The following is a 25,666-nucleotide window of genomic DNA, read 5'->3' on the forward strand; positions in this document are numbered from 1 at the left end:
TCTCCCATGTACGAATCACCCAGTTGGTTGCATGAGTTATGGGTCGCCCGGGACACCCTGTGGGCCGGTTTCCTGACCAGTGTGCAGTGTTCGCTGTTGGCGATTGTGTTGGGCACGCTGATCGGCCTGGTCGCCGGCCTGGTGCTGACCTATGGCCGGACCTGGATGCGCGCGCCGTTTCGCTTCTACGTCGACCTGATCCGCGGCACGCCGGTGTTCGTGCTGGTGCTGGCCTGCTTCTACATGGCCCCGGCCCTGGGCTGGCAGATCGGCGCATTCCAGGCCGGTGTCCTGGGCCTGACGCTGTTCTGCGGTTCTCATGTGGCCGAGATCGTGCGCGGTGCCTTGCAGGCGCTGCCCCGCGGGCAGATGGAGGCGAGCCAGGCCATCGGCCTGACGTTCTACCAGTCGCTGGGCTATGTGCTGTTGCCCCAGGCGTTGCGGCAGATCCTGCCGACCTGGGTCAATTCCTCTACCGAGATCGTCAAGGCCTCGACCCTGTTGTCGGTGATCGGCGTCGCCGAACTGTTGCTCAGCACCCAGCAGATCATCGCCCGGACCTTCATGACCCTGGAGTTTTACCTGTTCGCCGGGTTTCTCTTTTTCATCATCAATTACGCCATCGAATTGCTCGGGCGGCACATTGAAAAGCGGGTGGCCTTGCCATGACTGACGTTTCGAATCTCTCCAATACGGAGCACTCCAACACCCAGCCGTTGCTGGACATTCGCGGCCTGCGCAAACAATACGGCCCATTGGAAGTGCTCAAGGGCGTGGACCTGAGCATGCAGCGCGGCAACGTGGTCACGCTGATCGGCTCCAGCGGTTCGGGCAAGACCACGCTGTTGCGCTGCGTCAACATGCTGGAAGAATTCCAGGGCGGGCAGATTGTGCTCGACGGCGAATCCATCGGCTATGACGACATTGACGGCAAGCGCGTGCGCCACCCCGAGAAAGTCATCGCCCGGCACCGGGCCATGACCGGCATGGCCTTCCAGCAATTCAACCTGTTCCCGCATTTGACCGCGTTGCAGAACGTCACCCTGGGCCTGCTGAAAGTGAAAAAACTGCCCAAGGACGAGGCGGTGGCGTTGGCCGAGAAATGGCTGGAGCGGGTCGGCCTGCTGGAGCGGCGCAATCACTTCCCCGGCCAGTTGTCTGGTGGCCAGCAACAGCGTGTGGCGATTGCCCGGGCGATTGCCATGAACCCCAGCCTGATGCTGTTCGACGAAGTCACCTCGGCCTTGGACCCGGAGCTGGTGGGTGAAGTGTTGAACGTGATCAAGGGCCTGGCCGAGGACGGCATGACCATGCTGCTGGTGACCCACGAAATGCGCTTTGCCTTCGAGGTCTCCGACAAGATCGTATTCATGAATCAGGGGCGCATCGAAGAGCAGGGGCCACCGAAAGAATTATTCGAACGGCCGCAATCGCCGCGGTTGGCGGAATTTCTCAAGAACACCCGCTTTTAATTCAGTGAATCTTTAATTTATCCAAGCAAGGAGAAACACCCATGAGCATTACGCGCTACGGCACCGGCAGCTCCGCAGGCGGCGGTCAGCCACGGCCATTCGCTCGCGCCGTGGAGGCCGATGGCTGGTTGCATGTGTCCGGTCAGGTGCCGGCGGTGAACGGCGAGATCATCGTCGGCGGGATCGTCGAGCAGACGCACCAGACCATGAAGAACCTGATCGCGATCCTCGAAGAGGCCGGTTACGAGCTCAAGGATGTGGTGCGCTGCGGCGTGTGGCTGGATGACCCGCGGGATTTCTGGAGTTTCAACAAGGTGTTCAGCGAGTACTTCAGCCCCGAACACGCCCCGGCCCGGGCTTGCGTGCAGGCGAGCATGATGGTCGATTGCAAGGTCGAGATCGATTGCATCGCCTACAAGAAAAAGGCCTGACTTCATAAAGGCTGGCATTCTAGGCTTGTGTAGCGAGGGAGCTTGCTCCCGCTGGACTGCGCAGCAGGCCCAATAAGCGACTGCTGCGCAGCCGAGCGGGAGCTACCTCCCTCGCCACGATGAAAATGCAAGCGTCTATGAGTGAATTACCAGGAACCGAAGACATGACCGAAGACACCATCAAACGCCGGGCCCGGGGACTGGATCGGGCGTTCGATATCCTCGATTTCCTCAAGGAAATCGGCCAGCCGCTGCGCCCGAACGATATTGCCAGCGGCATCGGCAGCCCCAAGTCCACGGTCTATGAGCTGGTGGCGTCGCTGCTGGAGCGCCGCATCCTCGAGCCGGTGGGCAAGGACGGTCACGTCTACCTGGGCCGCCATTTGTATTTCCTCGGGCAGGCGCACCTGCGGCATTTCGACTTGAGTCGCGAGGCTGACCAGGCCTTGCAGGAGATCGTGCGCCAGACCCACGAAACGGCGCAGATGTGCCTGCTCAACGGGCGCAAATACACCGTCGCGCTGATGAAGGAAGGCGAGCGGCATTTCCGCATTTCATCGGACATCGGTGAAAACGCGCCGATTCCGTGGACGGCGTCCGGGCGCCTGCTGCTGGCGCATTTGAGTGACCAGCAGATCGTCGACCTGATCGACCCCGACGATTTCATTTTGCCGGACGGCGAGCGCTTGCCCCTGGAGCAATTCCTCAAGGAAATCCGCCAGGCCGGCCTCGATGGGTTCTTCTCCTTCGACAGCGTTGCCGACACCTTCACCCACTGCTTCGCCGCCCCGGTCAAAGACCCCGGCGGCGTGGCCATCGCCACCCTGTGCATCGTCGCCCCACGGGCCGACGCCAAGAACAATTATGCCGACTACCGCCGGGTGCTGATCGAAAGCGCCAACAACCTGGCCCGGCGCATCAATGAATAGATAATCGCGGTTGCGAGCGGCCGCGTGCGAGGAGTACGAACATGTCTTCTGTCATTCCCAATGCTGGCGTAGAGAAGGGGGCGGCCACCGTCGCCGCTCATCTGCTCAAGGACGTCAGCCTGCCGGCGTTGGTGCTGCACCGCGCGGCGCTGGAGCACAACATTCGCTGGATGCAAGCGTTCGTCACCGACAGTGGTGCCGAACTGGCGCCCCACGGCAAGACCAGCATGGCCCCGGCGCTGTTTCGACGCCAGCTCGATGCCGGTGCCTGGGGCCTGACCCTTGCCACCGCCGTGCAGACCCGTGCCGCTTACGCCCACGGCGTTCGTCGAGTGCTGATGGCCAACCAACTGGTGGGCACGCCAAATATGGCGCTGATCGCCGATCTGCTGGCTGACCCGGCGTTCGAATTCCATTGCATGGTCGATCATCCGGACAACGTCGCGGACCTGGGGGCGTTCTTCGCCTCGCGCGGTAGGAAGCTGAACGTGATGATCGAGTACGGCGTGGTCGGTGGTCGGTGTGGCTGCCGGACCGAGGCCGAGGTGTTGGCCCTGGCCGAGGCGATTCGCAGTCAACCGGCGCTGGCGTTGACCGGTATCGAAGGCTACGAAGGGGTGATCCATGGCGACCACGCCATCAGTGGCATCCGCGCATTCGCGGCATCGTTGGTACGGCTGGCGGTGCAGCTGCAGGACAACGGTGCCTTCGCCATCGACAAACCGATCATCACCGCCTCGGGTTCGGCCTGGTACGACCTGATCGCCGAATCCTTCGAAGCCCAGAATGCCCACGGGCGTTTCCTCAGCGTGCTGCGTCCCGGCAGTTACGTGGCCCATGACCATGGCATCTACAAAGAAGCCCAGTGCTGCGTGCTGGAGCGCCGCAGCGACCTGCACGAAGGCCTGCGTCCGGCCCTGGAAGTCTGGGCCCATGTGCAATCGCTGCCGGAGCCGGGCTTCGCGGTGATCGCCCTGGGCAAGCGCGACGTGGCCTACGACGCCGGATTACCGGTGCCGCTCAAGCGCTACACGCCTGGATCGGATTCGGTGGCAGGTGACGATGTCAGCGGTTGCAAGGTGACGGCGGTGATGGACCAGCATGCGTTCATGAGTGTGGCGGCAGGGATTGAGCTGCGTGTGGGCGACATCATTTCGTTTGGCACTTCACACCCGTGCCTGACGTTCGACAAGTGGCGGGTGGGGTGCCTGGTGGATGAGCGGTTGCGGGTGGTCGAGAGCATGGAGACTTGCTTCTAAGGCTTGAGATCGAGTCGCGGCTATCGCGAGCAAGCTCGCTCCCACAGGGGGATCGAGACGATCACAGAGTTTGCATTCACAGCAATCCACTGTGGGAGCGAGCTTGCTCGCGATAGCGGCCTGCCAGACATCACCGAACCATCAGGATCACCCATGAACCACGCCAAACCCCGCATCGCCCTGATCGGCGAATGCATGATCGAACTGCAACAACGCGCCGACGGCAGCCTGCTGCAAAGCTTCGGCGGCGATACCCTGAACACCGCTGTGTACCTGTCCCGCGCCTTGGGCGACAGGGGCGTGGTGGATTACGTCACCGCCCTGGGCGACGACAGTTTCAGCGATGCCATGTGTGAGCGCTGGGCCGAAGAAAACATCGGCCTGCAACGGGTCCAGCGCTTGCCTGGACGCCTGCCGGGTCTGTATTGCATCCAGACCGATGCGGCGGGCGAGCGGCGATTTCTCTACTGGCGCAACGAGGCGGCGGTGCGCGAGTGTTTTACCACCCCGGCCGCCGCACCAATCCTGGCGGCATTGCCGGATTACGATGTGCTGTATTTCAGTGGCGTGACCCTGGCTGTGCTCGGCGAGCAGGGACGCGCCAGGCTCATCGAAACCCTGATCGAGGCCCGTCGCCGTGGGGCCCAGGTGGTGTTCGACAATAATTACCGGCCGAGACTCTGGGCCTCGATCGAGGCGGCGCGGGCGGCGTATCGCAGCGTATTGCCCCACGTGGAATTGGCCCTGCTGACGGTGGAAGACGAGCAGGCACTGTTCGGCTATGCGGACACTGACGCGGTGTTCGCTGCCTATGGGCAGTTCGGCACGCCGGAAGTGGTGCTCAAGCGCGGTGCCGAGGCCTGCCTGATTCGTTGCGATGGCGAGTCTTATGAGATTCCCGCTCAACGGGTCGAGCGTGTGGTGGACACCACGGCGGCGGGGGATTCATTCAGTGCCGCGTACCTGGCGAGCCGCTTGCTGGGCGGTACTCCGGCGGAGGCGGCCGAGGCGGGGCACCTGTTGGCGAGCCGGGTGATCCAGGTGCCGGGGGCGTTGATGCCAAAATAATTAAGTGGGCACAAAACCTGTGGGAGCGAGCTTGCTCGCGATAGCGGCGACACAGTCAATCTTTCTGCAAGCTGACCCACCGCTATCGCGAGCAAGCTCGCTCCCACAAGCGCCAGGCTCAGTTTCAATCCCGGTAGAACACCTGCACCAGGTGATAGCCGAACTTGCTCTTGATCGGCCCATGCACCACCCGCAAGGGCTTCTTGAAGATCACCGCATCGATCACACCGACCATCTGCCCCGGCCGCACTTCGCCCAGGTCGCCGCCGCGTTTGCCCGAGGGGCAGGTGGAGTATTTCTTGGCCAGCACATCGAAGGCTTCGCCCTTGGCGATGCGTTGCTTGAGCTGTTCGGCTTCTTCGGCGGTTTTCACCAGGATATGGCGGGCTTGGGCTTTCATTGCAGCGGTGACCTGAACGGTGCGACGGGGCGGCGATTATGCCTCAAGTCAGCTGTCATGGTTGATCATCGTCCGAATCTTGTTGGCCAGCAGATCGAGGGTGAAAGGCTTGGCGACCATGTCCATGCCCTGGTCGAGGAAACCCTGGCGCTCGGCGGCTTTCTGCGCGTAACCGGTCATGAACAACACTTTCAGCCCCGGGCGGTGCTGGCGGCCGATTTCCGCCAGTTGCCGGCCATTCATGCCCGGCAGCCCGACGTCGGTCACCAACAGGTCGATGCGCTGCTCCGATTCCAGCAGGGGCAGGGCCGTCATGGCGTCCTGGGCCTCCAGGGCGGTGTAGCCCAAGGTTTTCAACAGGTCGAGCACCAGCATGCGCACCGCCGGTTCATCTTCCACCAGCAACACGGTTTCCCCGGCGATGGCCGGCGGTACGTCGACCGTCTCCGCCGTGGCGGGTTGTTGGGCCGGCGCAACGTGCAAGCGCGGCAGGTACAACTGCACCCGCGTGCCCTGGCCCGGCACGCTGTCCAGGTTGAGGTGTCCACCCGACTGTTGGGCAAACCCGTAGATCATCGACAAGCCCAGGCCGGTGCCCTGGCCGATGGGCTTGGTGGTGAAGAACGGGTCGAAGGCCTTGGCCAGCACGGCGGGGGTCATGCCGCTGCCGTTGTCGCTGACCGCGATCATCACGTAGTCGCCGGCCTTGACCGGTTCGAGGGTGTTGATGTCAGTGCCGTCGAGATAGACGTTGGCGGTTTCGACGATCAATTCGCCGCCGTCGGGCATGGCATCGCGGGCGTTGATCACCAGGTTGAGCAGGGCGTTTTCCAGCTGGCTGGCATCGGTGCTGACCGGCCACAGCTCGTGGGTCAGTTGCAGTCGTAGCACGATGTGATCGCCGGTGGTCCGGCTCAGCAGGTCTTCGAGCGAGCGCACCAGTTCGTTGGCGTCCAGCGGCTTGCGGTCCAGGGACTGGCGGCGGGAAAACGCCAGCAGCCGATGGGTCAGGGCCGCGGCGCGGTTGGCCGAGGACACCGCCGCTTCGGTGAAGCGCCCGATCTCGGCGGTGCGGCCGGCGGCGATGTAGCGTTGCATCAGGTCGAGGCTGCCGAGGATGCCGGTGAGCATGTTGTTGAAGTCATGGGCAATGCCGCCGGTGAGTTGGCCCACGGCCTCCATTTTCTGCGCATGGCGCAGGGCTTCTTCGGCGCGCTCGCGTTCGAACATCTCGCTTTGCAGGCGGTGGTTGGCTTCGGCCAGTTGCTGGGTCCGGGCGATGACCCGTTCCTCCAGTGTTTCGTTGAGGTTGCGCAGGGCCTCCTCGGTTTTCCGGCTCTCGGTCTCGTCGATCACGAAGATGTAGAAACCGTTCACCGTCCCGTCCGTCCCGTGGCGAGGCAAGTAGTTGATCAGTGCATGGCGCGGGCGACCGTCGCGATGGTCCATCTGCAAGGTGAAGCAGCACGGTTTGCCGGCCAGGGCTTCGGCGATCTGTTGGGCGCGGGCGGCATAGGCCTCTTCGCCGAGCACTTCGCGGATGGTTTTGCCGTAGAGCTCTTGCGGGGTCAGGCCGTACCAGTCCAGGTAGGCGCTGTTGTTCAGCCGGAAGCGCTCTTCGCGGTCCACGTAGCTGATGAGGATCGGCATGGCGTTGATGATCAACTGCAGCTCGGTCTGGCTCTGGCGCAGGGCTTGCTCGGTGCGCTTGCGTTCGGTCAGATCCAGGGCCGCGCCCAGAAAACGCTTGGGCCGGCCGTGGCGGTCCTTGTAGCAACGGCCGCGCACGTACACCCAGCGTAATTCATCGTTGGGTTGCAACAGCCGGTACTCTTCGGCGTATTCGGTGCCATGGGTGATGCAGTGCTTGATGCTGCGGGCAACCATCGCCCGGTCCTCGGGATGCACGCCTTCGAGGTAGGCGCTGATGGGCAGCTGGCGCGACAGGTTCGGGTCGACGCCATGCAGCAGGGCGAAATGCGCGTCGGCGATGAAGCGGTCTTCGCTGATGTCCCAATCCCAGGTGCCCAGCGCGTCGGCGGCGGCCAGGGCCAGTTGCAGGCGCTCTTCGCTTTCGTGCTGGGCCTTGAGGCTGGCCTCGGAGCGCCGTTCGAATTCCATGGCCAGGCGGCGGCGCTCGCTGGTCTCGATGGCGGTGACCAGGATGCCGGCGACGCTGCCGCTTTCGTCATGCACCGGGCTGTAGGTCAGGTCCAGCCAGACATCGCAGAGGCGACCGGCGAAAGGCACGCGCCAGCGCTGATCGCGGCAGGTGTGCGTCTGGCCCTGCAATACGCGGTGGTAAATCCCTTCGGTCGTCCCTTTGAGTTCGGGCCATGCTGTATGGGTCGGCTGGCCGAACGCCCGGGGGTGTTTGTCGCCGGTCAGTCGACCGAAGGCGTCGTTGTAGAGGTGGGTCAGCTGCGCGCCCCATAGCAAGGCCATCGGCATCGGCGAATGGAGCATGATGTCCACGGCGGTACGTAGGCTCTGGGGCCAGTTTCGGGCAGTGCCCAGTGGGGTCTGGGCCCAGTCCACCTGGCTGACCAGGCGCTGGGCATCGCTGCCGGCGGGTGTCGCGTTCATCACGCGATCCCTGGCTGTCGTGTATGTACCACGGCGTCTACTATCCTTTGGGGAAAGTAAGTGCGGGCGGGTCTGAAGCGTTTCATGTTCGGCTCAACTTGTTTCATTGATGTCTCGCGGAAGTTTCAGTCCATGGAAATCGATCCGTTGTTGCGAATCCTGGCGAGCCAGAATGGTTCCGACCTTTACATGTCTACGGGGGCGCCGCCGTGCGCGCGTTTCGAGGGCGTGCTCAAGCCCTTGGGGCACGAGGCCTTCAAGGTCGGCGACATTGCCCGGCTCGCCGAGTCTTTGATGGACGCCGAACAGCGCCTTGAGTTCGATCGGGAACTGGAAATGAACCTGGCGATTTCCCTGGCCGGCGTCGGGCGGTTCCGGGTCAATGTCTTCAAGCAGCGCAATGACGTATCCATGGTGATCCGCAACGTCAAGCTGGACATCCCGCGCTTCGAAGACCTGAAACTGCCCCGGGTGCTGCTGGACAGCATCATGCAGAAACAGGGGTTGATGCTGTTCGTCGGCGCGACAGGTTCGGGCAAGTCGACTTCCCTGGCGGCGTTGATCGATTACCGCAATCGCAACAGCAGCGGCCACATCATCACCATCGAGGACCCGGTGGAGTATATCCATCGGCACAAGAAATCCATCATCAACCAACGAGAAGTCGGTGTCGACACCCGCAGTTTTCATGCGGCCCTGAAAAACACTTTGCGCCAGGCGCCGGACGTGGTGCTGATCGGCGAAATCCGCGATCGGGAAACCATGGAGCATGCCCTGTCGTTTGCCGACACCGGGCACTTGGTGATTTCCACCTTGCATGCCCATAACGCCAACCAGGCCCTGGACCGGGTGATCAATTTCTTCCCGGAAGAGCGCCGGCCGCAGTTGTTGAACGACCTGGGCAACAACCTCAAGGCGTTCGTTTCCCAACGCCTGGTGCGCACCCGTACCGGCCAGCGGCGGGCAGCGGTGGAGGTCATGCTGGGTTCGCCCACGGTGGCCGACCTGATCCGGCGCAACGAGCTTGGCGAGCTCAAGGGCATCATGGAAAAGTCAGAGGAAATGGGCATGCAAACCTTTGACCAGGCCTTGTTCAACCTGGTGGTCGAAGGTGCCATCGATGAGGAAGAGGCGCTGAAAAATGCCGATTCGGCGAATAACCTGCGGTTGCGTTTGAAGCTCCATACCGAGTCGGGGGCGCTGGCGCCACCGGCCGATCCGGCGGCGGGCGAGTGGGGGCTTATGGATTGATCGGGTTATCGTTCATCGCGAGCAAGCTCGCCCCCACATGGGTTCTGCCAGTCACCGGAGATCCACTGTGGGAGCGAGCTTGCTCGCGATGAGGCCCTGACGGTCAGCTCGCAAGCTCCGGCCGATCCCGAAACTGCTCCAACGCCTCGGGGTTGGCCAGGGCATCGGTGTTCTTCACCGCCTCGCCATGCACCACGTTGCGCACCGCCAACTCCACCACCTTGCCGCTGATGGTCCGCGGAATATCACTGACTGCGAGGATCTTCGCCGGCACATGCCGTGGTGTGGTGTGGGTCCGGATGACCTGGCGAATCCGCTGTTCCAAGGCGTCATCCAGCGTCACACCATCGCGCAGGCGCACGAACAGCACCACCCGGACATCGCCCTGCCATTGCTGGCCGATGGCGACGCTGTCCAGCACCTGCTCGACCTTTTCCACCTGCCGATAGATTTCCGCGGTGCCGATGCGCACGCCGCCAGGGTTGAGCACGGCGTCGGAGCGCCCATGGATCAACAGGCCGCCGTGGGGCAGTTCCTCGGCGTAGTCGCCTTGGGCCCACACCCCGGGGAACTGGGCGAAATAGGAGGCGCGAAGTTTTTCCTGCCGAGGGTCGTTCCATAAACCAATGGGCATCGCCGGGAAATGCCGGGTGCACACCAGCTCGCCTTTTTCACCGATGACTGGGTTGCCGGCCTCGTTCCAGACCTGCACGGCCATGCCCAGGCTCTTGCCCTGCATTTCGCCCCGGCGCACCGGCGACAGTGGGTTGCCGTTGACGAAGCAGGACACAATGTCGGTGCCGCCGGACATCGAGGCCAGGCAGACGTCGGGCTTGATGTCCCGGTAGACGTAGTCGTAGCTATGGGGGGCCAGCGCTGAACCGGTGGAGAGGAGGGTCTTCAGGCTGTCCAGGCGGTGCGTCTGCCGGGGCTTGAGGCCTTCGCTTTCCAGGGAGGCGAGGAATTTGGGGCTGGTGCCGAAGACGCTGATGCGCTGCTGGTCGATCAGGTCCAGCAAGCGCTCGGGGCCGGGGTGGAACGGCGAGCCATCGTAGAGCACCACCGCGCTACCCACGGCGAGGGCCGACACCAGCCAGTTCCACATCATCCAGCCGCAGGTCGTGTAGTAGAACAGCCGATCCTCGGAGCCGAGGTCGACGTGCAGGCCATGTTCCTTGACGTGTTGCAGCAGCACGCCACCGGTGCCGTGGACGATGCACTTCGGCACGCCGGTGGTGCCGCTGGAGTACAGGATGTACAGCGGGTGGTCGAACGGAACGCTGACGAATTCCGGTTCGCCACCGTGTTGATAGAAGTCGTTCCACAACGCGACCGCGGCTGGGGTCTCGAAGTCCTCGGGGCGGGCGTCAGGCTGGGCATAAGGCAACACGATCAGTTGTTGCAGCGACGGCAGCCGTTCGAGGATTTCATTGACCTTGGCCCGCTGGTCGATGACCTTGCCGGCGTAGCGATAACCGGCGCAGGTGATCAGCACCTTGGGCTCGATCTGGCCGAATCGGTCGATGACGCCCTGGGTGCCGAAGTCCGGTGACGAGCATGACCAGATGGCGCCCAGGCTGGTGCTGGCGAGCATGCCCACCAATGTCTGCCAGGTGTTGGGCATGCAGGCGGCGACCCGGTCACCCCGGGTGACGCCAGCGGCTTGCAGGCTTTTCTGCAGGCCGGCGACATGGGCGGCGAGTTCGGCCCAGGTCAGTTGTTCCTGGCCGCCGTTTTCGGCCAGTGCCACCACCGCGACGGCGTCATCGCGGCGGCGCAGCAGGTGCTCGGCGAAGTTCAGCGTGGCGCCAGGGAACCACTGGGCGCTGGGCATTTGCGCACCCTCCACCAGTACCGCGTCGGGAGCGTGGTGAAAGTGGATCTCGAAGAAGTCGACGATGGCCTGCCAGAAGGCCTCGCGCTGGTCGATGCTCCAGGCGTGCAGGGCGGGGTAGTCATTCAGTTGCAGGTGATGCCGCGCGTTGACGAACCGGCGAAAGGCGTTCATGCGCGACTGGGCGATGCGTTCGGGGCTGGGTTGCCAGAGGAGGTCGGACATGGGGTGCCTCTTGTTTTTCGGGCTTGTAAACATTGCAGCACAAGGCGTTATTAATGGCGAGAACCGCTTCTGTGGCGAGGGAGCTTGCTCCCGCTCGGCTGCGTAGCGGCCGCCTGTTGGGCCTGCTTCGCAGTCCAGCGGGAGCAAGCTCCCTCGCCACGAAGAGCGCGCTTTCACCACACAAGGTTGTGGTGTTACTGGGCCAGCCACCCACCATCGATATTCCACGCCGCGCCTCGCACCTGGCTGCCGGCTTCGCTGCACAGGAACAGCACCAGTTCCCCCAGTTGCGGCGGGGTGACGAATTCCAGGGACGGTTGTTTCTCGGCCAACAGATCATGTTGTGCCTGTTGCGGGTCAACGCCGGCGGCAATGCGGTCGTCGATCTGTTTTTGCACCAGTGGCGTTAGCACCCAGCCCGGGCAGATGGCGTTGCAGGTCACGTTGCTGGTGGCGGTCTCCAGGCCGACCACCTTGGTCAGGCCGATCACCCCATGCTTGGCCGCGACATACGCCGCCTTGCCCACCGAGCCGACCTGGCCATGCACCGAGGCGATGTTGACGATCCGGCCCCAGCCTTTGGCCCGCATGCCCGGCAGGCTCAGGCGGGTGGCGTGGAACACCGAGGACAGGTTGATGGCGATGATCGAGTCCCAGCGTTCCACCGGAAAATCCTCCACGGCGGCCACATGCTGGATCCCGGCGTTGTTCACCAGGATGTCCACGCCGCCGAACTCGCGCTCGGCGTAGGCGAGCATGTCGGCGATCTGCGCCGGGTCGCTGACATCGGCCGGATGATGACCGACCTTGCCGCCGAATTGTTTGACCTCGGCGATCACCGCCGAGGCATCGCCGAAGCCGTTGAGGATCAGGTTGGCGCCGGCCTTGGCCAGGCTCAGGGCGATGCCCAGGCCGATGCCGCTGGTAGAACCGGTGACCAGGGCGGTCTTGCCCGAAAGAGCAGTTGTCATGGGAACCTCACACAATGCCAGTGGCGTAGAACACAGCGATCACGAAGAACACCGCGAGCGTCTTGATCAGCGTAATGCAGAAAATGTCTTTGTAGGCTTCGCGGTGGGTCAACCCCGTCACCGCCAGCAGGGTAATCACCGCGCCGTTGTGGGGCAGGGTGTCCATGCCGCCGCTGGCCATGGCGGCCACTCGGTGCAGCACTTCCAGGGGAATGTTGGCGGCGTGGGCGGCGTTGATGAAACTTTCGGACATCGCCGCCAAGGCGATGCTCATGCCGCCCGAGGCGGAGCCGGTGATGCCCGCCAGCAGCGTGACCGTCACCGCTTCGTTGACCAGTGGGTTGGGAATGTTCTTTAGCCAGTCGGCCAGCACCAGGAAGCCCGGCAAAGACGCGATGACCGCGCCGAAGCCGTATTCCGAAGCGGTGTTCATCGCCGCCAGCAACGCGCCGCCCACGGCGCTCTTGCTGCCTTCGGCCAACTTGCTGCGAATGGCCCGGAAGCCGAACAGCAAGACCATGATGATGCCTACCAGCAACGCCGCTTGCACCGCCCAGATCGCGGTGAGCTTGGCGATGTCGCTGGTCACCGGTGTCGCCATGCCCGGTAGCGCCAGGCTGTGGGTCTTGCCATACCACTGTGGAATCCACTGGGTGAACAGCAGGTTCATGATGCCCACCGCCAGCAGTGGCGACACGGCGATCCACGGGTTCGGCAGCTTGATGTCTTCGGCGGTTTCCGGCTCGTTGCGCAGCTCGGTGCCGTAGCCTTCGCCCGCACGTTGGGCCTTGTTGCGCTGGCGTTGCAAAAACAGCATGCCGAGGCTGAACACGAAGAGTGTACCGATCACCCCCAGCCACGGTGCGGCCCAGGCGGTGGTGTTGAAGAACGTGCTGGGGATGATGTTCTGGATCTGCGGCGTGCCGGGCAGGGCGTCCATGGTGAAGGAGAACGCACCGAGGGCGATGGTGGCCGGGATCAGACGCTTGGGGATATTGCTCTGGCGGAACATCTCGGCGGCGAACGGGTACACCGCGAACACCACGACAAACAGCGACACGCCGCCATAGGTCAGCAAGGCGCAGACGAGCACGATTACCAGCATGGCTTGGCGCGTCCCCAGCAGGCGAATCGCCGCGGCGACGATGGAGCGAGAGAACCCCGACAGCTCGATCAGCTTGCCGAACACCGCGCCGAGCAGGAACACCGGGAAATACAGTTTGATGAAGCCGACCATTTTCTCCATGAACACCCCGGTGAATGCGGGGGCGACGGCGGAAGGGTCGGTGAGCAGGACGGCACCGAGGGCGGCGATGGGGGCAAAGAGGATAACGCTGTAGCCACGGTAGGCGGCGACCATCAGCAGCGCGAGGGCTGCCAAGGCAATGATCACACTCATGGTGTGTCTCCTGGATTGTTATTGTTGTGATGATGCTATGGAGGGGCTTTAGCGAGTTTTGTGCCAGGTGTTTAACTGGCTGAAATATAAGGAAATTGTTTGGTTTAGTAGGGGCGAAGCGAGGGTTTTGTCTCTGTTTGGAGATTTTTATGGGGTGGGCTGGCCTCATCGCGAGCAAGCTCGCTCCCACAGTTGAGCGCATAGTTCAAGAGAACCCCGTGACCTGTGGGAGCGAGCTTGCTCGCGATGAGCGCAAAGCGCTCCAAAACCGGCAGTCTATATTTTGAGAACGAAGTCTCTTTATTGAGACTCTGCAATCCCCAACGCCACCATCTTCTTGTACAACGTCGACCTCCCCAGCCCCAACCGCTCGGCCGCTTCCACCACCTTGCCGCCGCATTGCGCGAGGGTGGTTACGATCAATTGTCGGTCGAAGCGCGCCCGGGCCTGGCTGAAGGTTTCATGGGGCAGGGGTTCGAAGCTCATGTCCGCTGGGCGCGTCACCGGCATGAAGGTCCCGATGGCCGCGCGGATGTCCGCTGCCGTGAGTATCAAGTCATCGCTGAGCAGCGCAGCCCGTTCCAGCACATTGCGCAGCTCGCGGATGTTGCCCGGCCAGGCGTGTTGCCGCAGCAGGTCGAGGGCGGCGGGGTTCAGTTCGTGCTGGCTGCGCAACTCTTCCAGGATCGCCTCGCTCAGGGCTGGCAGGTCATCCAGGCGTTCGCGCAAGGGCGGGACCCGGATCGGCAGCACGTTGAGGCGGTAATACAGGTCGGCGCGGAACTCTCCGCGCTTGATCGCCGCTTCCAGATCCATGGAGGTGGCGGCGATGATTCGCACGTCGCTTTGCAGCACCTCGTTGGAGCCCACCGGTTCGTACTCTTTTTCCTGGAGCACCCGCAGCAGTTTGCTTTGCAGCGGCAGCGGCATGTCGCCGATCTCGTCGAGGAACAGCGTGCCGCCCTGGGCAATCTGCAGTTTGCCGGCACGGCCCTTGCGGTCGGCCCCGGTAAAGGCCCCCGGGGCGGTGCCGAAGAACTCGGCCTCCAGCAGCGATTCAGGAATCGCCGCGCTGTTGATGCTGACGAATGCCTTGTGCGCCCGCGGCGAAGCGCTGTGGATGGCCTGGGCCAGCAGTTCCTTGCCGGTGCCGGTTTCGCCGAGCAGCAGCACCGGCGAATCGGCGCTGGCACTGCGTCGGGCACGGCGCTTGACCTCAAGGCCGGCGCTGCTGGTGCCAATGAAATGGGCAAAGTTGTACTTGGTTTGCCGCGCCCGTAGCAATGAGCGGGTGGAGGCCAGTTCTTCCTGCATGCTCAGGTAGCGCTTGAGCATCGGCGACAGGCTGCGCAATTCATCGAACAAGGCAAAGCCGATGGCGCCGATCACCGCGCCCGCGCTGTCGTGGATCGGCAGGCGCATCACCACCAGCGGCTCCTTGGGCGTGTCCTGCATGTCCAGCAGGATCGGGCGCCCGGTGCGCACCACTTCGCGCAACAGGCTGCCCGGAATCACGCTCTCGCACGCCCGGCCAATCGCTTCCTGCGCCGAGTTCAGGCCGAAACGCCGGGCGTAGCGCTCGTTCATCCAGACGATATTCGCGTCACGGTCGACAATCACCGTGCCTTCGCTGGACTGCTCGATGATCTCGAACAACGAACGGATCGCCAGCGTGCGCACGCGCTTGTAATCCTTGAGGCTTTCGGTGGGGTTCATCAGGCATTTCCAGAGAGGAGGGGTTTGTCGTCGCCACCGTGCGCGGCGATGAACATGGCGACGGCCGCCCGGCAATAGGATTCGATTTCGTTGTCGTCCTCTGCTCTGGCCTCATCGAAGCGGGCGATCATCAGGAGATCGGATCCTTTGAACAGCGCGGCAAACAAGCGGGCGGATCCCAAAGGGTCGGGCACGTTCAGAACCGCCTTCGCGTGCAACTGACCCAACAGCGCCTCGATCTGGGCGATGACATAGGCGGGGCCGGCTTCGTAATGGAGCTTGCTTAGCGACTTTTGATTGGTATTGGCGGCCACGATCATGGCTTCGACACTGCGCACATCCGGGCTCAACAACGTGCGCAGCAGGGAAGTTCCCACCGCCATGAGCTGATCTGCCGCCGAACCGCCGACGCCTTCAATGAGGGCCTGTGGCGCAAACTGATGGCAGTGGGCCGCGATGGCCGCACTGAACAGCGCCTCCTTGTTCTCGAAGTGCCGATAGATGCTGAGCTTGGAGATCTTCGCCCGCTGGGCGACCTTGTCCATGGTCGTCGCTTGAAAACCCAATTCCGCAAAAAGTTCGCCCGCGGCGTCGATTATCGTTTGGCCAAGCGCCTCGTTGGCAGGACGGCCGCGCCGGGTCTGGTTGTTTTCGGTCATAAAAAAATTCCAGTACTTGACAGTATTCTAATTCTTGAATTACGGTACTTCTAAGTATCTTAAAGTTGCAAGCCGATCTTCCTTCATCCATACGCGGAGCCCATCACCATGAATGACGTCATCATCATCGGCGGCAGCTTTGCCGGGCTCGCCGCCGCCCTGCAGCTCGGCCGTGCCCGCCGCAAGGTCACCGTTCTCGATACCGGCCTGCCGCGCAATCGCTTCGCCGATCACTCCCATGGCCTGCTCGGCCACGACCACAAGCCACCGCTGGAGATCCTGGCCGAGGCGCGGCAGCAGTTGTCACGTTATTCCACGATCCAACTGGTCAATGCCCGGGCCGAGAGCGTCTCCGGCGCCATCGACGATTTCTCCGTCCTCACGGGCGAGGGCGAAACCCTCAGGGCGCGCCGCCTGATCCTGAGCTATGGCGTCGTCGACCAGATGCCTGAAGTTCTTGGCTTTACCGAAGGCTGGGGCTCCTCCATCGTGCCTTGCCCTTATTGCGACGGCTTTGAAGTTGCCGGCCGGCATTGGGGCCTCGTCTGGTCCGGCCCAATGTCGCACAACTACGTCAGGCTGTACCACGATTGGACTGACACGTTGACGGTCTTCGCCAATGGTCACGACATTTCACCCGACATGCGGGCCGATCTGGCGCGCCGCGGCATCCCTGTCGTCGATGGCCGGATCACCGAAATTGATCATGACGAGACCCATAACGCCACCGTCAGGCTCGACGTCGGCCCCTCTGTCGCGGTCGACATCCTGTTCGCGCATCCGCGCAACAAGCCGTCCGCACGCCTGCATGAATCGCTGGGCCTCGCCACGGTCGATACGCCCCAAGGCATCGTCCTCAAGGTCGACGAGCGCCGCGAAACCAGCGTGCCCGGCATCTACGCCGCCGGCGACCTCGCCAACCCGGCAATGCCCTCGGTCACCACGGCATCATGGCAGGGCGCGACGGCGGGCATCTCCGCTCAGCAGTCGATGCTGGTTTGAGGGCAAGCAGCATCGATCTCCCCAGTTTCAATTGCACAATAAACAGGAGCGCCGCCATGCCCGCCATAAAACCATTCAAACCTCTAGACGAGAAATTTCCATTTGACCGCCAACTCGGTATCGCGGCCGCGCCTCTCGTGCTGATCAACCTCTTCACGGTCGTCGATCCCGCCGATGAAGCGGGCTTCCTGGACGCTTTCAAGGCAGCTGCCGAGGTCATAACGAAGCAACCGGGCTTCATTTCCATGCAACTGCATCGAGCGATCGGCGATAGCCCGACTTACCTGAACTATGTGGTGTGGGAATCCACCGAGGCGGTCCGCGCCGCCTTCACTGATCCCGCGTTCCTCGCGAAACTTCCTGCATATCCGTCATCCGTTGTGGCCAGCCCGCACCTGTTCCAGAAGGTCGCCGTCCCCGGCTTTTGCGTGGCCTGAAGAACGACTCAAGACGAGGAGATGTCATGACAGAGCAAAATGCCCATCAAGTCGCCGACTGGAATGGCCAAAGCGGTGAGTACTGGGCCGCCAACCAGGTCCGGCTCGACGCCATGTTTGCGGTATTCGGCCAGGCCGCGATCGAAGCCGCCGCGCCCGCCATGGGCGAACGCGTGCTGGACATCGGCTGCGGCGCGGGCGCGTCGAGTCTGGCTCTGGCCTCCCGCGTCGGCACGGGCGGCCATGTGCTGGGCGTGGACATATCCGAACCGCTGATCGGTCGAGCGCGCGCACTGGCGCCACAGGATACGCCGGCCCAGTTCCGGGTCGCCGACGCCAGCAGCGTCGAGCTGCCCGAGGGTGCGTTCGACATCCTGTTCTCGCGCTTCGGAGTCATGTTCTTCGACGACCCCACAGGGGCCTTCGCCCATATGCGACACGCGCTGCTGCCGGGCGGGCGGGTCGCTTTCGTCTGCTGGCGTGGCGTGGCCGAGAACGATTGGGTGCGCTTGCCGATGGCCGCAATCAAGGACATCGTCCCGCTCCCCGCGCCGCCCGGTCCCGAAGCGCCCGGCCCGTTCTCGTTCGGCGACCGAGGGCGGCTGACACGCATCCTGACGAGGGCCGGCTTCACCGATATCACTATCGCGCCCTTTGATGCTGCCATCCCGTTCGGCGAGGGCGGGACGCGGGACGCGGCGATTGACGACGCGGTGAAGATGGCGTTCGAGGGCGGCCCATTGTCGCTTGTGTTAGCTGATCAGTCCGACGACATTCGCGCCCGCGCCTGGGCCGCGGTTCGTGCCGTCTTCGCGGGCCTCCCTGGCGAGCGGTCGGTGATGATGGACGGCGCGGCGTGGATCGTCATGGCACGCAATCCGGCAAGCTGACAGGATTACCCGGGATGCGCCGCCGCCAACAGCTCCTTGGTGTAGGGATGCTGGGGTGAGTCGAACACGTCCTGGCTGGCGCCTTGCTCGACCACTTTACCGTCCTTGATCACGATCATGTCGTGGGCCAGGGCGCGGACCACCGCCAGGTCGTGGCTGATGAACAGGTAGGTCAAGTCGTACTTCTGCTGGAGCTGACGGAGCAGGGCGACGACTTGTTTCTGCACGGTGCGGTCCAGTGCCGAGGTGGGTTCGTCCAGCAAAATCAACGCTGGCTTGAGCACCAGGGCCCGGGCAATGGCGATGCGCTGGCGCTGGCCGCCGGAGAACTCGTGGGGGTAGCGATGACGGGTCGAAGGGTCGAGGCCGACCTCCTTGAGGGCCTGGATCACTCGGGCTTCACACTGTTCGGGGCTGGAAGGCTGGTGGACCTCCAGGCCCTCGCTGATGATCTGCTGCACCGACATGCGCGGGCTGAGGCTGCCGAACGGGTCCTGGAACACCACCTGCATCTGCTTGCGCCACGGTCGCAGGGCTTTTTGCGACAGATGATCGAGGGCCTGGCCCTGGAAACGAATGCTGCCTTCGGACTCGATCAGCCGCAGGATCGCCTGGCCGAGGGTGGACTTGCCGGAGCCGGATTCGCCGACGATGCCCAGGGTCTTGCCGCGCTGGACGCTCAGGCTGATACCGTCCACGGCGTGCAGGTATTCCTTGCGCCGGAACAGCCCACCGCCCAGGGGAAAACTCACGCGCAGGTCTTGCACTTGCAACACCTCCTCGCGATCGTCCCGGGGCAGGGCTTCGCCTTCCGGTTCGGCGTGCAGCAGCACGCAGCTGTAGGGATGTTTCGGTGCGCTGAACAGGGTTTCGCACGGCGCCTGCTCGACGATTTCCCCGGCCTTCATCACGCACACCCGTTGAGCGATGCTGCGCACCAGGTTCAGGTCGTGACTGATCAGCAGCAAAGACATGCCGAGCCGTTGCTGCAAGGACTTGAGCAACAGCAGGATCTTGCGTTGCACGGTCACGTCCAGCGCGGTGGTCGGTTCGTCGGCGATCAACAGCTCCGGCTCGCAGGCCAGGGCCATGGCGATCATCACCCGTTGCCGCTGGCCGCCGGACAGTTGATGGGGGTAGGCCTTGAGCCGCTCGGCGGGTTTCTGGATGCCCACCAGGGCCAGCAGCTCCAGAATGCGCTCGCGCGCCGCCTTGCCGCCCAGGCCCCGGTGCAGCATCAGGGTTTCACCGATCTGCTTCTCGACGCTGTGCAGCGGATTCAGCGAGGTCATCGGCTCCTGGAAGATCATGGCGATGCGGTTGCCGCGCAACTCACGCAGGGTCTTGGCGTCGGCACCCAGCAGTTCCTGGCCGCGATAGCGAATGCTACCGGTGGTGCGGGTGCCGGTTTCGGGCAGCAATTGCAGGATCGAATGGGCCGTCACCGACTTGCCGGAACCCGACTCGCCCACCAGGGCCAGGCATTCGCCAGGGCGGATGTCCAGGCACAGGTTGCGCACCACCGTCTGGTCGTTGAAGGCCACGCTCAGGTCGCGGATTTCGATCAGGTTGTCGCTCATCTCAAGGTTCCGCTTCATGGTTGTTTTCAAGAGCGTGGGTCGAACGCGTCTCGCAACGCTTCGCCGATAAACACCAACAGGGAAAGAATCAGGGCCAGGGTGAAAAACGCCGTCAGCCCCAGCCATGGCGCTTGCAGGTTCTGTTTGCCCTGGGCGATCAACTCGCCCAGGGAGGCGCTACCGGCCGGCATGCCGAAACCGAGGAAATCCAGGGCGGTGAGGGTGGAGATCGCCCCGGTGAGGATGAAGGGCAGGTAGCTCAGGGTGGCGTTCATCGCGTTGGGCAGGATATGCCGCACGATCACCTTGCGATCACTGAGCCCCAGGGCCCTGGCGGCCTTGACGTACTCCAGGTTGCGCCCGCGCAGGAACTCGGCGCGGACCACGTCCACCAGGGCCAGCCAGGAAAACAGCGCCATGATCCCCAGCAGCCACCAGAAGTTCGGCTCGACGAAGCCGGACAGGATGATCAACAGATAGAGCACTGGCAGGCCGGACCAGACTTCCAGCAGGCGTTGCCCGAGCAGATCCACCCAGCCGCCGTAATACCCCTGCAACGCACCGGCGGCGATGCCGATCAGCGCACTGATGGCGGTCAGGGCCAGGGCGAACAGGATCGACACCCGCGCGCCGAAGATCACCCGGGCCAGCACGTCCCGGGACTGGTCATCGGTGCCCAGCCAGTTCACCGATGAGGGTGGACTCGGGGCGGGTTGGGTGAGGTCGTAGTTGGGGGTGTCGTCGCTGAACGGGATCGGTGGAAACCACAGCCAGCCGCCGTCCTTGTGGATCAGGTTCTGCACGTAGCTGCTGCGGTAGTCGGCCTGGAACGGCAACTGCCCGCCAAATTCCTGCTCGGTGTAGCGCTTGAATACCGGGAAATACAGCGAGCCCTGGTAGCTCACCACCAGTGGCTTGTCATTGGCGATCAACTCGCCGCCCAGGCTCAGGATGAACAGGCCGATGAACAGCCACAACGACCACCAGCCCCGGCGGTTTTTCCTGAAACGCTCGAAGCGTCGGCGGCCCAACGGGGAAAGCTTGAACATCAGGCGTTCCTCGCGGCGAAGTCGATGCGCGGGTCCACCAGGGTGTAGCAGAGGTCGCCGATGAGTTTGATCAGCAGGCCGAACAGCGTGAAGATGAACAGCGAGCCGAACACCACCGGATAATCCCGGGACACCGCGGCCTCGTAGCTCATGCGGCCCAGTCCGTCGAGGGAAAAGATCACCTCGATCAACAAGGAGCCGGCGAAGAACACGCTGATGAACGCCTGGGGAATACCGGAGACCACCAGCAGCATCGCATTGCGGAACACGTGACCGTAGAGCACCCGCCGTTCGCTCATGCCCTTGGCCCGCGCCGTGACCACGTACTGGCGGGTGATTTCATTGAGGAACGAGTTCTTGGTCAGGATCGTCAGGGTGGCGAAGCCGCCAATCACCAGCGAGGTGACCGGCAGCACCAGGTGCCAGAAATAATCAGCGATCTTGCCCAGCGTCGACAGCGACTCGAAGTTGTCCGACACCAGCCCGCGCACCGGAAACCAGTTCAGCGAGGTGCCGCCGGCGAACACCACGATCAGGAACATCGCGAAGAGGAACGCCGGCATGGCGTAGCCAATGATGATCGCGGTGCTGCTCCACACGTCGAATGCCGAGCCGTGGCGCACGGCCTTGCGAATGCCCAGGGGAATCGACACCAGGTACGTGATCAAGGTCGCCCAGAGCCCAAGGGAAATGGTCACCGGCATCTTTTCCAGGATCAGGTCGGTGACCGTGGCGCCGCGGAAGAAGCTCTTGCCGAAGTCGAGGCGCGCATAGCTGCTGAGCATCAGCCACAGGCGCTCGTGGGCCGGTTTATCGAAGCCGTATTGTTTCTCGATGTCCTTGATCAGTTGCGGGTCCAGGCCGCGACTGGCGCGGGAATTGCCGCTCATCTCACTGCCCGAACCGCCGACGCTGGTGCCGCCGATGCCTTGCAGGTGGGCGATGGCCTGTTCCACCGGCCCGCCGGGTGCGGCCTGCACGATGACGAAGTTCACCAGCAGGATAATCACCAGCGTGGGAATGATCAGCAGCAGGCGCCGCGCGATATAAGCCCACATCAATGCGGCCCTCCGGGTGTGCCGCGCCTGATGCGTTCGGCGCGCATCTGCTCGTTGGTCAACGGTGTGGTGCTCACTTCCCACCAGCTTTCGATGGCTTCGTCATTACTGGCCTGAACCTTGGGCATGCCGAAGCGGTTCCACCACACGGTCGAGCTGCCCGGCGGGTAATAGTTGGGGATCCAGTAGTAATTCCATTGCAGCACCCGGTCCAGGGCGTGGGCATGGCGCAGCATGTCGGCTTGGGTGCTGGCCTTGACCAAACCATCGATCAGCGCGTCCACCGCCGGGTCCTTCAAGGCCATGTAGTTGTTGGCCCCCGGATCGTTGGCGGCCGCCGAACCGAAGTAATTGTAGAGTTCCATGCCCGGCGAGGTGCTGACGGGATAGCCGGTGATGATCATGTCGTAGTCGCGACTCATCAGGCGATTGACGTACTGGGAGGCGTCGATGCGGCGAATGCTCATGTCGATGCCGATTTGCGCCAGGGTACGTTTGTAGGGCAGCAGCAGGCGGTCGATACCGTTCTGGCTGTTCAGGAAGGTAAAGCTCAGCGGTTCGCCCTGGGCATTCACCAGGCGGTCGCCGTCGGGTTTCCAGCCGGCCTGCTCCAACAGGGCCAGGGCTTGCAATTGTTTGTCGCGGATCACGCCGCTGCCATCGGTTTTCGGGGCCTGGAAGACCTGGGTGAAGACTTCGTCGGGAATCTGCCCGCGCAACGGCTCCAGAATCGCCAGCTCGCCGGCATCGGGCAATTTTCGGGCGGCAAGGTCAGTGTTGGAAAAGTAACTCTGTTGACGCACATAGACGTTGCGCATCATCTGGCGGTTGCTCCATTCGAAATCCCAGAGCATGGCCAGGGCCTGGCGCACGCGGCGGTCCTGGAACTGCGGTTTTTGCAGGTTGAAGACAAAGCCCTGGGCGGCCTGGGGCGCCTCTTTGGCCAGGTGGGCCTTTTGCAGGCGGCCGTCCTGCAGGGCCGGGCCGTCGTAGCCGATGGCATAGCCGGTGGCGGAGAATTCGCGATTGTAGTCATAGGCGCCGCCGCGCAGCACCTGGCGGGCGACGTCAGTGTCGCCAAAATACTCGATGCTGAAATGGTCGAAATTGTAGAGCCCACGACTGACCGGCAAATCCTTGCCCCACCAATCGGCATTGCGCTCGAACGTGATGCTGCGCCCGGAATCGACCTTGCTCACGCGGTAGGGGCCACTGCCCAGTGGCGCCTCGTAGCCGCCGCCGTTGGCGAAGTCGCGCGTCTTCCACCAATGTTCGGGTAAGACCGGCAGGGTGGCGATGTCCAGGGGCAGGGTGCGGTTTTCGTTGTTCTTGAAGTCGAAGCGCACGGTGCGCTCGTCCTCGACCACGACGTCCTTGACCGCCGCGAACTGGGTGCGATAGCGCAGGCTGCCTTGGGTCATCAACAGCTCGAAGCTGTAGCGCACGTCCTGGGCGGTGATGGGCTTGCCATCGGCGAAGCGGGCCTTGGGGTTGAGGTAGAAGCGCAGGGACAGGCCATCGTCGGCACGCTCCATCTTCTGCGCCACCAGGCCATAGACGGTATAGGGTTCATCCAGCGAGCGCTGGGCCAGGGGCGAGTAGAGCATCCCGTCGATCTGGCTGACGCCGATGCCTTTGTCGATGTAGGGCAGGATGTGGTCGAAGTGGCCAATCTCCACGGCCGAGCGGCGCATGGTCCCACCTTTTGGGGCCTGGGGGTTGGCGTAGGCGAAGTGGCCGAAGCCTTCGGCATATTTGGCGGGTTCGCCATAGACGGTCAGGGCATGTTGCGGTGCTGCATCGACGCCGGCGGCGCCCGTCAGCAGGACTACGGCAATCAATAGCAGTGAAGGGAACGCCAGTCGCATTGTCAGCCTTAGAGCCGGGTGATCGATGACACGATTTGTACGCGAGCGGGGCCTGAATCGCCAGTCCCGCGAGACCCAAGCACAACGGCCCACCGAAGGGCGGGCCGTTATGCCGATAAACCGGGATCAGTCCTGGCGGCTGGTGACTTCCAGCAGGTGGTAGCCGAACTGGGTCTTGACCGGGCCTTGGACGGTGTTGATCGGTGCGCTGAACACCACGGTGTCGAACTCCTTGACCATCTGGCCCGGGCCGAACGAACCCAGGTCGCCGCCCTGACGGCTGGACGGGCAGGAAGAGTTGGCCTTGGCCACTTCGGCGAAGTCGGCACCGGCTTCGATCTGGGCCTTGAGTTCGTTGCACTTGTCTTCGGTGGAAACCAGAATGTGGCGGGCAGTGGCTTTGGCCATGGGGCAAATTCCTTTCGATGTATTTAAAGGTGTTGAGCCTACCGGATTCATTGACGGGGTGTTGTCAAAATTGCGTCAAAACCTTGGGCCTGGCGATCAAAGGCCGGCTTTGCGCAGGCGCTCGGCGTGGCGCAGGTAAAGCTCTGCAGGGTCTGTCCCCTTGCAGGCCTTGCCGCCTCCCGGGCTGATAGCCTCCAGGTGGTCCATGGGATAGTCGGAGCGAATGACCTTGCCCAGGTGCGAACTGAAGCGCCCGACCAGGCCGTCGTTCTGCCCGGCCTCGGTGATGAAGTATTCGGAAAAGGCGCGGCAGAAAACCTGCACAGGCTCCCGTTCTTTGTCCGTCGCCTCTGGCAACGTGCCGCTCCATGAGTAGTAGCGCACGCCGTTGACCCGTTCCGGACCGTTCCCGCCCCAGTGCTTCGGCAGGCCCTGGGGATACTTGTCATTAAAGGCCCCCACGCCCTCGGTGGTCAGCGCCGGCAGCGCGGCGACAGCGGCCGGCGATAGCTGCGCCTGGCCGTCCAGCAGCGAGATGAAATCGGCGAAGAGCGTGGCGACGCCCCGTGCCACGTGCCCTGGCAGCTGTCCGGGCGTGAGGGCCTTGCGCAGGAAGTCGGCCAGTTCGGAGCCATGGTTGGGGCCGCTGACCGAGGTAACCGAAGCCACCCTGTCGGGGGCCAGGGCGGCGGCATACCGGGCGGCCAGCGCACCCTGGCTGTGGCCGATCAGGTTGACCCGGGTGGCGCCGGTGCCGGCCAGAACCCGATCGATCTGAACCAGCAGTTGTTCGCCCCTGGCTTCGTTGGAGTGGGTGGCCGACAAGTGCGGGATGAACACCCGGGCACCGCCTGCGCGTAGGGCCTGTTTGATGCCATGGAAAAGTTCGAAGCCGCCGATCTTGTCAAACCCGAACAACCCATGGACCAGCAGGATGGGAAATTGAGTGGTTGCATTCCGTTGCATGTTCGTACCTTTTTCGAGGAGGTTCACCTTGAATTTGCGACTTCACTCTAATGCAGGCTCATCCTGTGCGGTGTAGGAAGAAACCGCCCTGATCCAGGGAAACCGGAATAAAAAAAGTGGGAAGAGTGGGAAGTAACCCAGCGGTACTTGAGGATGTAGGAGGTCTCCTATAACCGCTGTCGTTTGCAGCTACAGGTTCGAGCGCCAA

At 63.1% G+C, this 25,666-nt stretch carries 23 protein-coding genes; 10 read left to right on the plus strand and 13 right to left on the minus strand.

Annotation, left to right across the window (positions count from 1 at the left end):
• The first annotated feature begins 6 nt into the window (after nucleotides 1-6).
• The 6 genes from BLO80_RS07090 to BLO80_RS07115 all read left to right on the plus strand — a co-directional run bounded on the left by BLO80_RS07090 (nucleotide 7) and on the right by BLO80_RS07115 (nucleotide 5,159).
• Entirely contained in the window at nucleotides 7-669 is a 663-nt protein-coding gene (locus tag BLO80_RS07090; protein WP_028236639.1) for an amino acid ABC transporter permease, read from the plus strand.
• Nucleotides 666-1,472, plus strand: coding sequence for an amino acid ABC transporter ATP-binding protein (locus BLO80_RS07095; RefSeq protein ID WP_092327512.1), 807 nt, complete (start codon nucleotides 666-668; stop codon nucleotides 1,470-1,472). Before BLO80_RS07090 ends, BLO80_RS07095 begins: the two co-directional genes overlap by 4 nt.
• Before the next feature lie 41 nt (nucleotides 1,473-1,513).
• Nucleotides 1,514-1,903: a RidA family protein gene (locus BLO80_RS07100; protein WP_092327514.1), complete on the plus strand. Its 390-nt coding sequence runs from the start codon at nucleotides 1,514-1,516 to the stop codon at nucleotides 1,901-1,903.
• A 164-nt stretch (nucleotides 1,904-2,067) separates the two neighbouring features.
• A complete protein-coding gene (locus BLO80_RS07105; protein WP_092327516.1) occupies nucleotides 2,068-2,832 on the plus strand; it encodes an IclR family transcriptional regulator in 765 nt (254 codons plus the stop codon).
• 41 nt (nucleotides 2,833-2,873) lie between these two features.
• Nucleotides 2,874-4,091, plus strand: coding sequence for an amino acid deaminase (locus BLO80_RS07110; protein WP_092327517.1), 1,218 nt, complete (start codon nucleotides 2,874-2,876; stop codon nucleotides 4,089-4,091).
• Nucleotides 4,092-4,244: 153 nt separating this feature from the next.
• Entirely contained in the window at nucleotides 4,245-5,159 is a 915-nt protein-coding gene (locus BLO80_RS07115; RefSeq protein WP_092327519.1) for a sugar kinase, read from the plus strand.
• A 124-nt stretch (nucleotides 5,160-5,283) separates the two neighbouring features.
• On the opposite strand, the gene BLO80_RS07125 is transcribed toward BLO80_RS07115, so the two are convergent.
• On the minus strand, nucleotides 5,284-5,559 hold the full coding sequence (locus BLO80_RS07125) for a peptidylprolyl isomerase (protein ID WP_003182808.1): 276 nt from the start codon (nucleotides 5,557-5,559) through the stop codon (nucleotides 5,284-5,286).
• 48 nt (nucleotides 5,560-5,607) lie between these two features.
• A complete protein-coding gene (locus BLO80_RS07130; RefSeq protein WP_092327522.1) occupies nucleotides 5,608-8,145 on the minus strand; it encodes a hybrid sensor histidine kinase/response regulator in 2,538 nt (845 codons plus the stop codon).
• Between the two features lie 132 nt (nucleotides 8,146-8,277).
• Here BLO80_RS07130 and BLO80_RS07135 point away from each other — a divergent pair, with 132 nt between their 5' ends.
• The gene (locus BLO80_RS07135; protein ID WP_092327523.1) at nucleotides 8,278-9,396 is read left to right on the plus strand and encodes a PilT/PilU family type 4a pilus ATPase; all 1,119 of its coding nucleotides are present in this window, start codon (nucleotides 8,278-8,280) and stop codon (nucleotides 9,394-9,396) included.
• Nucleotides 9,397-9,499: 103 nt separating this feature from the next.
• Here BLO80_RS07135 and BLO80_RS07140 read toward each other — a convergent pair whose 3' ends face one another.
• The 5 genes from BLO80_RS07140 to BLO80_RS07160 form a co-directional block, all read right to left on the minus strand.
• Nucleotides 9,500-11,455, minus strand: coding sequence for an acetoacetate--CoA ligase (locus BLO80_RS07140; RefSeq protein ID WP_092327525.1), 1,956 nt, complete (start codon nucleotides 11,453-11,455; stop codon nucleotides 9,500-9,502).
• Between the two features lie 194 nt (nucleotides 11,456-11,649).
• Complete coding sequence (locus BLO80_RS07145) at nucleotides 11,650-12,426, minus strand: 3-hydroxybutyrate dehydrogenase (RefSeq protein ID WP_060738100.1); 777 nt, start codon at nucleotides 12,424-12,426, stop codon at nucleotides 11,650-11,652.
• A gap of 7 nt (nucleotides 12,427-12,433) precedes the next feature.
• On the minus strand, nucleotides 12,434-13,825 hold the full coding sequence (locus BLO80_RS07150) for a GntP family permease (protein WP_092254326.1): 1,392 nt from the start codon (nucleotides 13,823-13,825) through the stop codon (nucleotides 12,434-12,436).
• 300 nt (nucleotides 13,826-14,125) lie between these two features.
• Entirely contained in the window at nucleotides 14,126-15,541 is a 1,416-nt protein-coding gene (locus BLO80_RS07155; RefSeq protein WP_092327526.1) for a sigma-54 interaction domain-containing protein, read from the minus strand.
• Nucleotides 15,541-16,200, minus strand: coding sequence for a TetR/AcrR family transcriptional regulator (locus BLO80_RS07160; protein WP_092327528.1), 660 nt, complete (start codon nucleotides 16,198-16,200; stop codon nucleotides 15,541-15,543). The genes BLO80_RS07155 and BLO80_RS07160 overlap by 1 nt, the downstream gene beginning before the upstream one ends.
• 108 nt (nucleotides 16,201-16,308) lie before the next feature.
• Here BLO80_RS07160 and BLO80_RS07165 point away from each other — a divergent pair, with 108 nt between their 5' ends.
• Genes BLO80_RS07165 through BLO80_RS07175 form a run of 3 tightly spaced genes read left to right on the plus strand, consistent with a single transcriptional unit; the run spans nucleotide 16,309 to nucleotide 18,529 of the window.
• Nucleotides 16,309-17,202 carry an NAD(P)/FAD-dependent oxidoreductase gene (locus BLO80_RS07165; protein ID WP_092327529.1) on the plus strand — a complete coding sequence of 298 codons (894 nt, stop codon included), beginning with the start codon at nucleotides 16,309-16,311 and terminating at the stop codon, nucleotides 17,200-17,202.
• Between the two features lie 56 nt (nucleotides 17,203-17,258).
• The gene (locus tag BLO80_RS07170; protein ID WP_092170273.1) at nucleotides 17,259-17,639 is read left to right on the plus strand and encodes an antibiotic biosynthesis monooxygenase family protein; all 381 of its coding nucleotides are present in this window, start codon (nucleotides 17,259-17,261) and stop codon (nucleotides 17,637-17,639) included.
• A 26-nt stretch (nucleotides 17,640-17,665) separates the two neighbouring features.
• A complete protein-coding gene (locus BLO80_RS07175) occupies nucleotides 17,666-18,529 on the plus strand; it encodes a class I SAM-dependent methyltransferase (protein ID WP_092327531.1) in 864 nt (287 codons plus the stop codon).
• Nucleotides 18,530-18,534: 5 nt separating this feature from the next.
• Here the strand turns inward: BLO80_RS07175 and BLO80_RS07180 are convergent, their stop codons facing one another.
• The 6 genes from BLO80_RS07180 to BLO80_RS07205 form a co-directional block, all read right to left on the minus strand.
• Nucleotides 18,535-20,109, minus strand: coding sequence for an ABC transporter ATP-binding protein (locus tag BLO80_RS07180; protein ID WP_092327584.1), 1,575 nt, complete (start codon nucleotides 20,107-20,109; stop codon nucleotides 18,535-18,537).
• A gap of 26 nt (nucleotides 20,110-20,135) precedes the next feature.
• Entirely contained in the window at nucleotides 20,136-21,158 is a 1,023-nt protein-coding gene (locus tag BLO80_RS07185) for an ABC transporter permease (RefSeq protein WP_092327532.1), read from the minus strand.
• Nucleotides 21,158-22,216 (minus strand): microcin C ABC transporter permease YejB, encoded by a 1,059-nt coding sequence (locus BLO80_RS07190; RefSeq protein ID WP_092327534.1) that lies wholly within the window; start codon nucleotides 22,214-22,216, stop codon nucleotides 21,158-21,160. The genes BLO80_RS07185 and BLO80_RS07190 overlap by 1 nt, the downstream gene beginning before the upstream one ends.
• The gene (locus BLO80_RS07195) at nucleotides 22,216-24,084 is read right to left on the minus strand and encodes an extracellular solute-binding protein (RefSeq protein WP_092327535.1); all 1,869 of its coding nucleotides are present in this window, start codon (nucleotides 24,082-24,084) and stop codon (nucleotides 22,216-22,218) included. Before BLO80_RS07195 ends, BLO80_RS07190 begins: the two co-directional genes overlap by 1 nt.
• A gap of 126 nt (nucleotides 24,085-24,210) precedes the next feature.
• The gene (locus BLO80_RS07200; protein WP_072405155.1) at nucleotides 24,211-24,492 is read right to left on the minus strand and encodes a peptidylprolyl isomerase; all 282 of its coding nucleotides are present in this window, start codon (nucleotides 24,490-24,492) and stop codon (nucleotides 24,211-24,213) included.
• Between the two features lie 96 nt (nucleotides 24,493-24,588).
• Nucleotides 24,589-25,458, minus strand: a complete 870-nt coding sequence (locus BLO80_RS07205) for a lipase family alpha/beta hydrolase (protein ID WP_092327586.1) — start codon at nucleotides 25,456-25,458, stop codon at nucleotides 24,589-24,591.
• Nucleotides 25,459-25,666: the final 208 nt, after the last annotated feature.

It is taken from the genome of Pseudomonas sp. NFACC56-3 (assembly GCF_900100025.1).
Lineage (GTDB): Bacteria > Pseudomonadota > Gammaproteobacteria > Pseudomonadales > Pseudomonadaceae > Aquipseudomonas > Aquipseudomonas fluorescens_AA.

Bases quoted from the DNA above. Each gene is read 5' to 3' on its own strand.
- BLO80_RS07090 (WP_028236639.1), top strand. From the start codon at position 7: ATGTACGAATCACCCAGTTGGTTGCATGAGTTATGGGTCGCCCGGGAC.
- BLO80_RS07095 (WP_092327512.1), top strand. From the start codon at position 666: ATGACTGACGTTTCGAATCTCTCCAATACGGAGCACTCCAACACCCAG.
- BLO80_RS07100 (WP_092327514.1), top strand. From the start codon at position 1,514: ATGAGCATTACGCGCTACGGCACCGGCAGCTCCGCAGGCGGCGGTCAG.
- BLO80_RS07105 (WP_092327516.1), top strand. From the start codon at position 2,068: ATGACCGAAGACACCATCAAACGCCGGGCCCGGGGACTGGATCGGGCG.
- BLO80_RS07110 (WP_092327517.1), top strand. From the start codon at position 2,874: ATGTCTTCTGTCATTCCCAATGCTGGCGTAGAGAAGGGGGCGGCCACC.
- BLO80_RS07115 (WP_092327519.1), top strand. From the start codon at position 4,245: ATGAACCACGCCAAACCCCGCATCGCCCTGATCGGCGAATGCATGATC.
- BLO80_RS07125 (WP_003182808.1), bottom strand. From the start codon at position 5,559: ATGAAAGCCCAAGCCCGCCATATCCTGGTGAAAACCGCCGAAGAAGCC.
- BLO80_RS07130 (WP_092327522.1), bottom strand. From the start codon at position 8,145: ATGAACGCGACACCCGCCGGCAGCGATGCCCAGCGCCTGGTCAGCCAG.
- BLO80_RS07135 (WP_092327523.1), top strand. From the start codon at position 8,278: ATGGAAATCGATCCGTTGTTGCGAATCCTGGCGAGCCAGAATGGTTCC.
- BLO80_RS07140 (WP_092327525.1), bottom strand. From the start codon at position 11,455: ATGTCCGACCTCCTCTGGCAACCCAGCCCCGAACGCATCGCCCAGTCG.
- BLO80_RS07145 (WP_060738100.1), bottom strand. From the start codon at position 12,426: ATGACAACTGCTCTTTCGGGCAAGACCGCCCTGGTCACCGGTTCTACC.
- BLO80_RS07150 (WP_092254326.1), bottom strand. From the start codon at position 13,825: ATGAGTGTGATCATTGCCTTGGCAGCCCTCGCGCTGCTGATGGTCGCC.
- BLO80_RS07155 (WP_092327526.1), bottom strand. From the start codon at position 15,541: ATGAACCCCACCGAAAGCCTCAAGGATTACAAGCGCGTGCGCACGCTG.
- BLO80_RS07160 (WP_092327528.1), bottom strand. From the start codon at position 16,200: ATGACCGAAAACAACCAGACCCGGCGCGGCCGTCCTGCCAACGAGGCG.
- BLO80_RS07165 (WP_092327529.1), top strand. From the start codon at position 16,309: ATGAATGACGTCATCATCATCGGCGGCAGCTTTGCCGGGCTCGCCGCC.
- BLO80_RS07170 (WP_092170273.1), top strand. From the start codon at position 17,259: ATGCCCGCCATAAAACCATTCAAACCTCTAGACGAGAAATTTCCATTT.
- BLO80_RS07175 (WP_092327531.1), top strand. From the start codon at position 17,666: ATGACAGAGCAAAATGCCCATCAAGTCGCCGACTGGAATGGCCAAAGC.
- BLO80_RS07180 (WP_092327584.1), bottom strand. From the start codon at position 20,109: ATGAGCGACAACCTGATCGAAATCCGCGACCTGAGCGTGGCCTTCAAC.
- BLO80_RS07185 (WP_092327532.1), bottom strand. From the start codon at position 21,158: ATGTTCAAGCTTTCCCCGTTGGGCCGCCGACGCTTCGAGCGTTTCAGG.
- BLO80_RS07190 (WP_092327534.1), bottom strand. From the start codon at position 22,216: ATGTGGGCTTATATCGCGCGGCGCCTGCTGCTGATCATTCCCACGCTG.
- BLO80_RS07195 (WP_092327535.1), bottom strand. From the start codon at position 24,084: ATGCGACTGGCGTTCCCTTCACTGCTATTGATTGCCGTAGTCCTGCTG.
- BLO80_RS07200 (WP_072405155.1), bottom strand. From the start codon at position 24,492: ATGGCCAAAGCCACTGCCCGCCACATTCTGGTTTCCACCGAAGACAAG.
- BLO80_RS07205 (WP_092327586.1), bottom strand. From the start codon at position 25,458: ATGCAACGGAATGCAACCACTCAATTTCCCATCCTGCTGGTCCATGGG.